The following is a 14033-nucleotide window of genomic DNA, read 5'->3' as shown; positions in this document are numbered from 1 at the left end:
GGTGATGTCGTGGAAGATACGACTCTGAACAGAAGCTTCAAGCCTGGTTCTGGTTTAGACGATCGCATTTTTGATCTTGCAGTAAAGGTATTTTTGCTCCTTTTAGGGTTAATGGCGATTTATCCGCTTTGGTTTGTTCTAATCGCGTCCGTAAGCAATCCTTCGGATATTTTTCTAGGTCGTGTATTTGTCATTCCAAGCGGGCTGAATACGGAAGCCTACGAAAAGCTGTGGCATACTCCTAAAATATGGACAGGATATCGGAACAGTATCTTATATACCGCAGTGGGGACATTTATTAATCTTGCGGTGACATTGCCGGCTGCTTTTGCTTTATCGAGGAAAGCGCTTCCGGGACGTGGGATTATCAGTATGTTTTTTATTTTCACCATGATATTCGGCGGAGGCCTTATTCCGACCTTTATGCTGGTCAGATCGCTGCACATGGTGGACACGATATGGGCTCTGGTCATTCCCGGCGCCTTGTCCGCATTCAATATGATCATCGCGAGAAGCTTTTTTGAGGGAGGCATACCGGAGAGCATATATGAAGCGGCCATTATAGACGGAGCCAGTAAGTTCCAGTTTTTTTTCCGGTTTGCATTGCCTTTGTCCAAAGCGATGATAGCGGTCATTTTTCTCTACTATGCTTTAAGTCATTGGAACGATTACTTCTCGGCATTGATCTACATTAGAACGCCTGACAAACAGCCGCTTACGATCATCATATCGCAAATGGTCGCCAACGTGGATACAACACTGCTGGAGACGATGCCAAGTGAAGAAGCTTACCATTTACTCATGGAGAAATCATTGATGAAATACGCCGTCGTATTTGTGGGCGCGCTTCCCATGATTTTGTTATATCCATTTCTGCAGAGATATCTGATACAAGGCGTTATGTTAGGCGCAGTAAAAGGCTGACGGTGATTATGTTTGATCGTGAGCTCAGTAAGGGAGCGATTAAACGTCACAATATAAACGATTTTTTACAGGAGGGTTTATTTAATGGGTATGACACAAATGCAAAGATGGTTATCCCTGGTCATGGTTCCGGTCATTGCGCTGTCGGCGGCGGCCTGCTCCAACAATGCCAATGAGACAACGGAGAGCTCAACGGCAGCGCCAACCGCATCCGGAGGCACGGCAACGGCCACGACGGGCATTACCTTTCCTCTTGCGGAACCCGTCACGTTCACCATTGCAGGCGTAAATGGCACGGAGAGCGAAAATCCGGAGCAAACCGATTTTCTTAAAAAGATGGCGGAGAAGACCAATGTCCATATCAAGTATATCAGCTTGGGCGCGGATGCGAGCGGCGCCACGGAAAAGCTGAATGTACTTCTAGGTACGGCAGACGCTCCAGACGCGATTATGGGCGCATCTGCCATGAATGAAACCTTTTTGGCCTTGTACGCGAAGGAAGGGTATTTGGTTCCGATGAATCAGTACTTGAAGGATCCGAAGGTGATGCCGGTATTCAACAGCAGAATCCTCGGAGAAAAAGCGGATATGCTGACGGGAATTACATCGCCTGACGGCAATATATACGCGCTGCCCTATGCAAACCAGGTTCCCGGCACGTACCTGGAAAGTCCGATCTGGATCAATAAAGTATGGCTGGATCATCTCGGACTGTCTGTTCCGACGACACTCGCAGAGTTGGAAAACGTGATGGAAGCATTTTCTACAAAGGACGCAAATGGAAACGGAGATCCGACGGATGAAATTCCGCTCCTGGCCCGTACAGGAGCTGGGTTCGAACACCTGGAAGCTTGGCTCTCCCTATGGGGCATACCTACAAAAGACAGCACATTTGAGAATTTTATATACGTGAAGGATGGAAAAGTTATTTTCGCTCCGACGACGGAAGAATACAAGGCTTATATCAAAACGATGCAAAAATGGTATGAAAAGAAATGGCTGTGGAATGAGTACTTTACAGGATCTCCCCAGACCTTCAGCGCGATCCAAAATGATGCCAACGCCGCAAAATACGGTATACTTACGTCCAAAAATCCGGCCGGGAAGTTCGCAGATCAATACATCGCGATTCTGCCCCCGGTCGTAGATGGATACAAACCGAAATTTTATTTGAATCCGGCCTATTTATCCGGAAGCAAAGGCCAATTCGAACTGACTAGCCATAGCAAAAACCCGGAGATTCTGATGGCTTTCATTGATCAGCTTTATCTAATGGAAAATACGCTGGAAGCTTATAACGGAGTCGCCAATGAAGACCCGAGGCTGACTTTGAACAACGGCGTTTATAAGGTTAATTCTATACCGGCTGAAGAAATGTCGAAATATGCAGCAAACACGTTTAGAAACTATTTCCAAAACAATCTTCCGGGGGCGGTGCTGGAATCGGATTATAAGAATGGAAAAGTCGAGATGAGCGCGGCTGATAAAGTGAAGGGTGAAACCTACGCGTTATATGAAAAAGCTGGCGTAATCAACACTGAAGTATGGCCGCGTCCTTATTTGGACCCGGATGACGCGGCAAAGCTGAACGAGATGAGAACGGATATTTTCAATACCGTGGGTAAGTACAGAGCTTCCTGGATCACAGGGCAATCCGATATCGACAAGGAGTGGGACGCTTATTTGAATTCCTTAAAGTCCATGAAGGTAGACGATTTAGTCGCCATTATGCAGAAAACCTATGATAACTACATGTCACACTAGTGCATGAATGAAGAGAGGAAAGAAGCAGATCGAGTTAATAGGTTCTGCTTCTTCCAAAAAAATATGAGACAAGCGCGAAAGGTGTGTTCTGGGAATGAGAATACTCAATTTAATTTTAGCGCTTTCATTGTTTTTGGCAATTCCCTATCCCGTTCATGCAGAAGAGGGCACGGCACCTCTGACTTCTTTTTCGGATGATTTTTCATCCGGTACCTTAAGCGGCTGGACAACGGCCCCTAATAATACCACGCATAAAGTTGAGAACGATAAGTACGCCTTTGCCACAACGAACAGCTTCACGAATTTTGTCGCGGGTTCCGATACATGGAGCAATTACTCGGTTGCGGCCAAAGTAGCGATGAGTAGTGGCGCCACATCCAGCCGGATCGGAATAACGGCGTATAATCCTGCAGCAGCTACAGGAGCGCTCAATGGCTATGATTTGTTTCTGGCCGTAGTATCCGCACCTGGAGGCGGCACGGAGCAGGTCGTCCGTCTTCGGAATAATACGACGCTCATTACCTTGAACGGTGCGAATGACAGGCGGTATCAATTGGGCGAAGAGGTAACGCTGCGAATGGACTTTTACGGTGCGCGCGCGCGATTCCTTGTTGACGGCCAGGTCGTGTACACCATTGACGAGATGACGAAAAATCCGGGCAAGGCCGGCATTTTGGCATTCAGCGTCTCCGGCACGGTTGATGATTTTCTCGTAGAGCCATGCGAGGATTGGGGCAGCTACATCGTTTCGTCACTGGAAGTTTTGGGACTGCCCGCTGACGGTGTATTGCAAGCAAAGTCGGGACAACCCCTGAATATTGAGGGTTTATCTCTATTCGTATCGTATGGTTCGCAGAAGCCGGGAGAAACAGTGCCGCTTACCGCTGAGATGTTATCGGGCTATGACCCCGATCAACCGGGTAGTCAGACCGTCACTGTGTCGTACGAAGGTGTGACTGCCGATCTTCCTGTTTTCGTGACTGACCGTCTCCAGGAAGTGAAAGATCTTGCGGATGAAGTACTTGCCGTGACCATAGACGGCCTGACAGTTGCAGACAGTCAAATGGTCCGTGAGCTAAAGGCTCAATTTATGGATTTTACCGCAACGGATATGTCGATGTATGATGCTGCCGGTTATGATTCGGCGGCGCTTCGCAACAAAATGTTTTTGATTGTTAAGAAAATGGAAGAATTGCAGTACCCCTATTTATCCCAGTATGACGTCCTTCTCTATGACGATTATGTCGATATCGGCAAATATACGTATCGTTACGACATGGACGAGTTCTACAGTCCCTGGATACTGACAGACGGTGCGTTTTATTCGGACAATAAGAGAGCGGACGGAACGAGGAAAAATAACACCGCGGCAATAGCTGCGGAGATGTCTACGATCGCAAGCATACAAGGCGACATCAAATTGAGCGAAGACACGTACGCCGGCTTTTTTGTGGGATTATACGCGGAAACGTCGTATCTCGTAAGGTTCACCACCAGGCAGCAATCGAATCATAATGCGTATGAGGTCATTATTAACAAATATTCGGAGAGAAACAGTACCAAAGGCTCCTATATAGCCGCTAAAAGCTTGCCGGTTACTGAAATTGCGGCATTGGACTTAGACGAAAGCGACATTTTGGATCATTGGCATAATTTAAGAGTAAATATCGACAAACCGTCCAATTCACTGATCGTCTATTTCGACGATGTTCAAATTCTTACTTATACAGAAGAAGAATTTGATACGATATCCGATTACGGCTATGCGGCACTGCGGACGACCGGCGACGGGTATTTCGACAATGTCATGCTAAGAGGCATTGAGGCTGAACCCGAACAAACGAATGCCGCAGCGTACGACGATACGTTTGAGGATGAAACGGTTGGAGAAAGCCCGAGCCATTGGATCGAGAATCCCGCTACCGATCATTGGATCGTGATGGATGAGAACGGTGCGAAAGCTTACGGCAACACGACCGCTTCGGGCTATAGCTATACGTGGCTGCACGGTTTTGAGATGAATCCAACGATCAGCGCGAAAATTCTGGCTAAAGATTTTGGATCGGGCGCCAATTTTGGTCTGCTTGCCAGATATGTGATTGGCGGAGCATACCTGAAAGCAGGGTATGACGTTGATGCGTCCAAATGGTATGTCGAATATAGCCGAGGACCGGATTACGAAACAAAGCGGTTCTATAGCGCAGTCTATCCGTTTCATACGAATGAGTATTACAACATGGTGTTCACATTGCTCGATCATAGCGCAGAGCTAAGCATTGACGGAAATACGGTCCTGTCGCTTGAGAATGAGATAGACGGCGATGGAGATTGGTATGGCAGAAACGGTCTGTATGCCGAAAATGCCGTTATGCTTGTGGACGAAGTCCATACGGTATTTCCTGGCGGCGGAGAGGTTGCAGATGGGGTAGTCGAGTATACGGTCGATGAAAATACATTTACGACTTACGGTGATATCGAGCAATCCGGCGACATGCTTGTTCTTGCGGCGGGCAATAGCGGGCAGTACATTTCCAATGATGACGGTGAAACCTGGCAGATCAGCAACGAATACAGCGGTTTGAATAATTCAGGAAGCTACAGAGTCATCATTCAACTGAAAAACGGAACCTATTTACAAGTCGGGAACGATTTTATTGCAAAAGCTTCACCAGATCTGAAAACCTGGGAAAATCGCGGGCAAGTGGTGGATGAAGAGGATCGCTACACATCTGCAGGAAATTTGATCCCCATCGTACATGTGAATGGAATCACTGAAGTCGAGATGCCGGATGGAACCATGAGAATTCTGCTTCCGGTCGGGTTTCGAAATTTCCCAACGCCGACGACCAGCGTTACGGGATCGGGATATACGGTCGTTTACTACAGCGATAATGAAGGAAATACCTGGACGGCGTCTCAGACGAGTACGAAGGACCTAATAGCGAATGACTACAATTTGGCAACGGACAAATTTATGCAGATGGAAGGGAAAATCGTAAGCTGCTCGGACGGATCCTTGCGCTTGTATTTTTCCAAGCTTAATTCTGAAGGGTTTATCGGATATACAGAATCATACGATTACGGAGTCACATGGAGCGGACTTCACACGATTCCTTATTTGCCGACGGTCGCCAGTTCCTTTAATGTTTTTGAGGATCCGTCCAATCCGGGAACCTGGTATATGGTTTGGATAAACAATAAACCGGAATCAAGAGGCGCAGGCGTGCCGCGCACACGGCTTTCAATGGCAAAAAGTACGAACGGAAAAGATTGGGAGTTCGTACTGGATGTCGACCGGAATATTTCGACAGGCGGCGTTGCTCAAAATGGCCCTCAAGACGGACACGCTCATCAAATCTATCAGATTCTGGATGCGAGTATTTTTATCAATGAGGAATACATCTATGTGATATATGGACGCTCCGTGCAATATGCGCCAAATGCACATAATGCACAGAGACTGCAAGTGGTCCGATTTGAGAAATCGGCTATGGGAATAACGCCGGCCTTGAATAGCGCCGGGTCCGCTCCCGGCAAGCCGGTATTGTCCGACAACAATGGCTACGATACGGGCTTGAAGGACGGAAACTACGATATCACCATGAATATGTGGTGGGGGGACAACGGCTCGACGTTTCGATTGTTCGAAAACGGCGAGCTGCTGGAGACGCGGCAGTTGACGGATGAAACGCCAGCGGCCCAAAGCGCGACCGTAAAGATTGAAGGCAGAGCGAACGGCAGTTACACCTATACATGCGAGCTGAGCAATACGTTCGGAACGACGGCATGCGAACCACTGGAGGTCGTCGTGACCGATGCGGTGCCAGGCAAGCCGGTATTGTCGCAAGACAATTGGAGCGGAGCCGCCGAGTACAGGGTCACGATGAATATGTGGTGGGGAATGAACGGAACGCAATATCGCTTGTACGAGAACGGGGAACTGATCGATACGCAGACTTTGAGCGGACATACGCCCGATGCCCAGACAGCCTTCACCGATGTGTCGGGACGGGCGCCCGGCGTTTATGTGTATCGCTGTGAGCTGACGAATGCCGCCGGCACGACGGTGTGCGACCCGGTGACAGTAACGGTAAGCGCCGGCGCGTAGCATGTAAGTAGTGCTAGGGCGTGAGTGTTGCTTGCACGCCCTGGCTTTCGCCATTGAAAGTTTGAAAACCCGCATAACTGGAGGTACTTCTATGAAGCTCGCAAGTTTTTTAGTTGACGGTCAGGAACGATTCGGCTTTTTGATGCTTCACCCGATAACAGGCGATGAACTGCTAGTAGAGCCAGGCAAGGCTGAAACCGATATGATCCATTTTGCGGTCGCCAAAACGTCAGGTTATCAGTTCAGTGTCCCGCGCTTTCTCTCCCCGAAGCCCTGGCCTTTGACGATGAAAGCGTTTCTGGAGCTTGGCGAAGAAGGGATGGACACGCTTGGAAAGCTGGTTTCCTTCACAGAAAGATTTGTTGAACAATCGGACGGTTTCTCAGTGTTGGCCAGAGCAGGTCATCTGTTGAAAGATGTGAAGCTCTTGCCGCCCATCCCCGAACCGAGACTTCTGCTGGGGATCGTGGGCAACTGCCCAGGGTTTAGCCGCAATCACGTCAATATCAGGCATATCAACCTTATTCCGCAGGCACATCAACGACATCTGGGAAGCGCGATTGGCAATGGCGAGCCATTTGTAATGAGAAGACGAAAGGGACCATACGATGGTATGTCTTTTAATGCAGAACTGGGTGTCATTATCGGCAAAGCCGGCAAGGACATACCGGTGGAGGAAGCCATGTCTTATGTCGCGGGATATACGGTGGTCTCGGATACCGCACATGGGTATTACAATACGAAATACGGCGAGATGGGCGCACATACCGATCCGATTTCCATTATGGCGTATGGATGGACACATAAAAACACCGACAGCAGCTGCGCGGTGGGACCGTATCTCGTTACAAAGGACGAAGTCGGACATCCGTACGATTTAATGGTGTACACCAGGACGAATGGTATGCTTCGGGATCGAGCCAATACCTGTTCGACGCTGGTGGGCGTTGAGCGAACAATCGCTTATTTCAGCTCATTCATGGAACTGCTGCCCGGCGATGTCATTCACATGGGAGCAAACGGCAAGGATGGCATCGGGATTGATAGGGATTGGCAGGTTAACGGCGAGACGGTTCAGTTGGAATGCGAGATCGAAAAACTGGGTGTTTTACGAAATACGGTCATTTATCTCGATGATGAGGAAATAGAGGAGGAACGCGGGAAATTCAGCCTTTCTGCGCCAATGAAGGCTGAAGAATGGAATCTGGGGAAAGCGGGCAACTTCGTAATGACTTACGCAAATACGCAGGCAAGCGCGCTGGATACCGGCTGCCAGACGTCGCCCATCCCGCGCTATCTTTGGAGTGTCGCTTCCGCCCTTTCCAGCAGTACGTCATATATGCCTGACGATAAGGAAGAATTGTACGTAAACGCCGAAATAGCCGTTGTGATCGGTAAGACAATCAAATGGGCAGACAAGGAAAATTTGTCGGACTGTATACTTGGCTATCTGCCTCTGGTTAGCGTTACAGACAAGCGACTCTCGCAGCAGGTCATCCAGCCGGCGCTTCCAAGGGAAAGCGCAATGCCGGAAATTTACGCAAGATGGGCCGACGGTTGCAATAGGACTTGCGATACCGTTACGCCTCTTTTAAAGGACGAGCTGGCACAGATGCGCGTGATGCTTGAAATTGACGGCGAGCGGGTGATGGATGCCAAGTACGAGGATTATATCTGTAAAGCGGAAGATGTGCTGGAGATGATCGGTTATGGTTCAACCCTGTACGCGGGCGACGTCATCTCGCTTGGCGGGCTGTGCGCGCCGGCAATCATTCCGGGCGGTCATACCGGCGTACGCATTGCCATGAAAGCGTCGGGACTGCCGGATGTATCGCTTGCGTTAAAGGAGGCGTGACAACATGATATTGGACAGTATCAACCAACTGCAAAGTTATGAAAGTCTGATCCCGGGAATGGCAAAAATAATGGCGTTTTTATCCGGCTGTTCCGACCAGATGGAGAACGGTCGTTATGAGATTGACGGGGAGCGGATTTACGCCAGTGTATTTGAATACGACACGGTTGCGCCGGAGGAGATGAAATGGGAAAGTCATCGGGAATACATGGATTTGCATGTACCGCTGACGGGTGAGGAATGCATATTTTGGGCGCCTGTCGATGAATTAACCAGCATCGTGGATTACAACCCGGGTAATGATTGCGAATTTTATAAAGGGGAATACAGACAGGTTTTAAAAGCGACGCCGGGCTTATGCATTTTCTTTTTTTCTGCGGATGGCCATAAGGTTAAATGTCATTTAAACGGCTCCAGCCACGTTAAAAAGGTCGTTATCAAGATTAAAACCGCATGATGCGGATGGAGCGGATTGGGCCAAGGAGCGGTGAAGCTATGCAGAAACCCCTGCATCATACATTCAATTCTCTTAAAGAAAGAAAAAGATTAACGCTGGGCTATTTCGGAGGATCGATTACAGAAGGGAGCGGCGCATCCGATCCGTCTAAGCGCAGCTGGAGAGCTTTGACAACATCCTGGTTCAGCAACAATCATCCGGATTGCGAAATTACCGAAATACAGGCCGCCATAGGAGGTACGGGTTCGGACCTTGGGGCATACAGATGCCGGACCGACCTCCTGAAGGGAAAACCTGATTTGGTATTCGTTGAATTTGCCGTCAATGATCATAAAAAGGATGAAGAATTGATATTGCGCTCTATGGAAGGCATTGTTCGCCAGATATGGGATTTCGATAAAAATATCGATATTGTATTCGTATACACAATTACAGAGGCGATGGCTGAGAGCTATGCGCTTGATCGTGCCCCCCGGACTGTACAATTACATCAAAAAATGGCCGACTTTTATGAAATCCCATCTGTCAATGTGGGAAAAAAATTATGGCAATCCGTGGGAGCCGGAATGCTTACGTGGGAAGAGCTACTGCCGGATTCGGTCCATCCTTCGGACAAGGGTTATCAAATATATGCCGATGAAATGCAGCGTTTTCTTTCAGACAGCATAGCGCCGGGGCAGATAGAAAGGAAGTTGGGAAATTACCTAACGTCAAGGGTCAATGACAAGGGGAGACTCGTCGATGCCTGGGAGCTGTTCCGGGAACCATGGGCAAAGGACAATAACTCACTGGCGGGCAGATATCCGCACATGCTTGTATGCGGTAATCCGGGCGCGGAACTTGAATATAAGTTTAAGGGCGGGTCAATCGGATTATATTGGTTAATCGCACCGGATTCGGGCGACATTGCGTGGAGTCTGGACGGAAACAAGACGGGAATAATATCAAGCTGGGATAAACATGCGCTTAACTTTACCAGAGCGGGTTATTGCATACTTGACTCAAATCTTCAAGCCGGCGAGCATGTACTGAAGATTAAAGTGCTGCAAGAGAAGCATCCGCAGTCTGAAGGGAATTGGATAAGAATCGGAGCCTTTTTAATTGACTAACGATCCGCCGGAGGTACAAAGGAATGGTACGACAAGCGCAAACTAGCGGTGTTAATCAGGGATTCGGCGATCGAAGATTCGGTTTGTTCATTCACTGGGGGCTCTACGCGATTCCCGGCTGGCATGAACAGATTCAGATGCGGCAACGGATGGATAAATCGCAATACCAAACGCTGCAAGCGCAGTTCGATCCGCTGCGCTTCGATCCGGACGCGTGGATCGACTTGGCAGAGCAAGCCGGGATGAAGTACATCTGCTTCACGACCAAGCATCATGACGGCTTTTGCTTGTGGGATACGCAATATACGGCGTTCAAGATTACGAATACACCTTACGGACGAGACACACTGGCCATGTTAGCAGATGCTTGCGGGCGGAGGGGGATGGGACTTAGCTTATACTATTCGATTCCGGATTGGCATCACCCTAACGGCTACAATCCGCTTAGCTCCCACCAAGTGCCGCCCGTACCGGAAGACGAGCCGGACATGGACCGGTATATCGATTTTGTCAAAAATCAGATCGCGGAGCTATGTACAAATTACGGTCAAATCTTCAGCTTTTTTTGGGACATCCCGCCGAGAATTTACGATCCGTCGCTCAATGCCATGATTCGTCGCATGCAGCCCGGCATCCTGATTAACGACCGAGGCTATGACGAAGGCGACTATTCCACGCCGGAGCGACACGTACCGGCAGGGTGGAAATTCGACAAGCCGACGGAGGCCGTCCAATCGATCGGCAGGCAAAGCTGGGGATATCGGACGAACGAGGATTATTATTCCCTGCAGTTCCTGACGCAGAGCATCGCCAAGATCATGGCGATGGGCGGCAATTACGCGCTCAACGTCGGCCCGAAAGCCGATGGAACGATTCCTGATATAGGAGCCCATACAATCCGGGCAGTTGGACAGTGGTATCAGTCGGTTAAAGAGGCATATGAAGGCGCGGAGCCGATCTCGGCCCTATTCGGAAGAGACGATTTGATGTTCACTCGCAAAGGAAACGCGCTATACGTGCATCTGGTGCCGACGCCCGAGAGCTCTGGAATCATTCTGAATCCTGTCACGGTCATGCCCCATAGCGCGATTTTGTTAAATAATGGAGCCGCTGTGAAGGCAGTCGTAGAGAAAATGCCTACATTGGCCAACGAGAAGGATTATCTCCATTTATTCGACATTCCGGTCAACGAATTCGTCTCGCAGGTTATTGTCATTAAGCTTGTATTTGATGATCTTAGCGGGATCGTGGGCAGCTTTGAGAGCGTCGGTCAGCTCGAAAATAGATTCTAGCCACTCCACTGAGATCCAAGTAGACGCCCCCATGGAAAAAGAGAGAGGATAGCGTGGATAAGCAAGGAAGAGGGGACCGCATTTGCTTGTACAGCTGGTAGGGACGATGTTTGCAGTAGGATTACTATTGGGCTTTGTTGGTGCAGGGGGCTCCGGGTTCATCATTTCTATCCTGACGGTAGTCTTCGGTTTTTCGATCCACACTTCCCTGGGAACTGCGCTCGCTGCCATGTTTTTCTCCTCGGCGGCCGGGGCCTTCAGCCATTATCGCGAAGGAAATATCGTACTTGGCACGGGGGCTGTCGTCGGAGGTGCAGGCATGTTTGGTGCCTGGCTTAGCTCGTTTGCTTCAAACGGAATTCCCGGGGAGGAATTGAAGTGGATGACGGCAGGGATGCTGTTTCTATCAGGCGTGGCGCTTTGGTTTCGCATGCGGCTCGTCTCTAAGCGCAATGACTCGCAACCGGCGAAGGCTAGGCAGCGCCCCGCGATCTACTGGGCCTCGGCCTGCGGCGTCGGGCTTGTCACTGGCGGCTTGTCCGGCTTGTTCGGAATCGGTGCCACGCCATTTATCCAAATTGGTCTCATGACGATCTTGGGCACTTCGATCCGACAAGCGGCCGGAACGTCCATGATCGTCATTATCCCCATCGCTGTCGGCGGTGGTGCGGGATTCTATCAGCTCGGCCATCTGGACGTGACGCTGTTGCTTGAAGTGGCAGTCGGCATTATGCTAGGGTCTTACATCGGGGCGAAATTTACGCGACGCGTGCCGGCAATCATTTTGCAGCGTTCGATGGTGCTGCTTCCGATGGTCGGTGCAGCTATACTCGTATTATAAAGTAGCTGCTTTTCAATTATTTAATGAAGGAAGCGTGAAGCAATGGATAACTTGCAGCGTTTGGAATCGAATCCGGATCGATCATACCGGATCATCGCTTTCGGTTCCAGCAATACCGAATCGACCTGGTCGAGCAATGGCAGACACAACTGGGTTGAATGGCTGAATATGAATGTCCGGCATCATATCGGTCGACATGTATGCGTGATAAATCAAGGGATCGGAGGGGAGACGACGAACAATCTGCTCGAAAGAATGGATCGGGATGTCCTTTCTTTTCAGCCGTCTGCGGTCATCATTACGATCGGAGGCAACGATGCCATTCAAAGCCTTCCGCTCGAACGTTATGCCGACAATTTGCGTCGAATTTGTACGCGCAGCCGACATGGGGACGCCGAGCCCATCCTGCAAACCTATTATTGTCCGATGTACCATCAGCGGGCGGACGGTTTCAAGAGCGTGTTCGAAAGCTATATGGAAGTCATTCGGACGATCGCCAGGGAGATGGGCGTTCTTCTTGTCGATCAATACGACCGATTTGAACCGTTTTATCGCAAGCAGCCTGAACAATACGCGAAGCTGATGCTCGATTCAATGCATGTGAACCATTTAGGCAATCTGATCATGGGGATGCATATTTCCCGTGCATTTCAACTTCCCGAACTGCAGCTGCCGCAAGACATCATGCAGGAGACGCTGCAACTGAAGGAACAAATGGATTTTTGCTGCAACTGATCGGCCGAGAGGAGGGGCTGAATTTATTCAGTCCTTCACTCTAGCCGTTGTGGCGGGGCAGTAGTGTATTTTTGTACAACAAATTTTTTTTGAAATTCAGATTAAGCGCTTTACCTAACTCGCATTTTCGATTAAAGTAGAGATGAATAAAACGGTTGCAGAGGAATGCGGCGGTACCGTCAATCGAAGGCATAAACGTCGCATACAAGACACATTGGAACATCGGGAACATAGAGAACGTCGGGATTCCCCGTCCGGCGGAGCGGGTCGTCCGGCAATTTCCGGACGAATAGATAGCGGGAATCGCATGCGATTTCGCAGCCGTTTGACGCTTGTTGGATTAAGCGCTTAATCTTATTTGACGATTGGAGGACTTGGCATATGGAAACGATCCGACTGACGACGGCGCAGGCGCTGCTCCGGTTTCTGGACGCGCAATACATCAGCGAGGACGGCGTCGAGACGAAGTTCGTGGCGGGCGTCATGGGCATCTTCGGCCACGGCAATGTGACCGGCATCGGCGAGGCGCTCGAGCGAAGCCCTGGCAGCCTGACCTACGTGCAGGGCAAAAACGAGCAGGGCATGGCCCATGCCGCAACCGCATACGCCAAGCAGAAAAAACGCAAGCAAATCTACGCCTGCACGTCCTCGATCGGACCGGGCGCGCTCAATATGGTGACGGCGGCGGGCACCGCGACCGTCAACCGGATTCCGCTGCTGCTGCTGCCGGGCGACAACTTCGCGTCCCGCCAGCCCGATCCGGTGCTGCAGCAGATCGAGGCACCGGGCGACTACACCGTGTCCGCCACGGACTGCTTCAAGCCGGTGAGCCGCTACTGGGACCGGATCGTACGGCCGGAGCAGCTCATGATCGCGGCGCTGACCGCGATGCGCGTGCTGACCGACCCGGCGGAGCCGGGCGCCGTGACGCTCGCCCTGCCGCAGGAC

10 protein-coding genes are annotated in these 14033 nt (G+C 50.2%); all 10 read left to right on the top strand.

Annotated elements, in window-relative coordinates:
* Positions 1-9 precede the first annotated feature (9 nt).
* Positions 10-924, top strand: a complete 915-nt coding sequence (locus KVT38_RS20550) for a carbohydrate ABC transporter permease (RefSeq protein WP_217595621.1) — start codon at positions 10-12, stop codon at positions 922-924.
* A gap of 84 nt (positions 925-1008) precedes the next feature.
* Positions 1009-2688 (top strand): type 2 periplasmic-binding domain-containing protein, encoded by a 1680-nt coding sequence (locus KVT38_RS20545; protein WP_217595620.1) that lies wholly within the window; start codon positions 1009-1011, stop codon positions 2686-2688.
* Between the two features lie 94 nt (positions 2689-2782).
* The gene (locus KVT38_RS20540; protein ID WP_217595619.1) at positions 2783-6796 is read left to right on the top strand and encodes a bacterial Ig-like domain-containing protein; all 4014 of its coding nucleotides are present in this window, start codon (positions 2783-2785) and stop codon (positions 6794-6796) included.
* A 91-nt stretch (positions 6797-6887) separates the two neighbouring features.
* Positions 6888-8651 (top strand): fumarylacetoacetate hydrolase family protein, encoded by a 1764-nt coding sequence (locus KVT38_RS20535; RefSeq protein WP_217595618.1) that lies wholly within the window; start codon positions 6888-6890, stop codon positions 8649-8651.
* 4 nt (positions 8652-8655) lie between these two features.
* Positions 8656-9108 (top strand): NanQ anomerase/TabA/YiaL family protein, encoded by a 453-nt coding sequence (locus tag KVT38_RS20530; RefSeq protein WP_217595617.1) that lies wholly within the window; start codon positions 8656-8658, stop codon positions 9106-9108.
* A gap of 38 nt (positions 9109-9146) precedes the next feature.
* A complete protein-coding gene (locus tag KVT38_RS20525; RefSeq protein ID WP_217595616.1) occupies positions 9147-10217 on the top strand; it encodes an SGNH/GDSL hydrolase family protein in 1071 nt (356 codons plus the stop codon).
* Between the two features lie 2 nt (positions 10218-10219).
* Positions 10220-11509 carry an alpha-L-fucosidase gene (locus tag KVT38_RS20520; protein WP_368859138.1) on the top strand — a complete coding sequence of 430 codons (1290 nt, stop codon included), beginning with the start codon at positions 10220-10222 and terminating at the stop codon, positions 11507-11509.
* An 82-nt stretch (positions 11510-11591) separates the two neighbouring features.
* The gene (locus tag KVT38_RS20515; RefSeq protein ID WP_217595614.1) at positions 11592-12350 is read left to right on the top strand and encodes a sulfite exporter TauE/SafE family protein; all 759 of its coding nucleotides are present in this window, start codon (positions 11592-11594) and stop codon (positions 12348-12350) included.
* Positions 12351-12392: 42 nt separating this feature from the next.
* Positions 12393-13085 carry an SGNH/GDSL hydrolase family protein gene (locus KVT38_RS20510; RefSeq protein ID WP_217595613.1) on the top strand — a complete coding sequence of 231 codons (693 nt, stop codon included), beginning with the start codon at positions 12393-12395 and terminating at the stop codon, positions 13083-13085.
* A gap of 381 nt (positions 13086-13466) precedes the next feature.
* On the top strand, positions 13467-14033 hold a 567-nt coding region (locus KVT38_RS20505; protein ID WP_254639385.1), incomplete at its 3' end, for a thiamine pyrophosphate-binding protein.

The sequence above is a fragment of the Cohnella sp. GbtcB17 genome, assembly GCF_019091135.1.
Lineage (GTDB): Bacteria > Bacillota > Bacilli > Paenibacillales > Paenibacillaceae > Cohnella.
The sequence above is the reverse complement of the archived record's forward strand: the minus strand, read 5'-3'. Positions and strand labels throughout refer to the sequence as shown.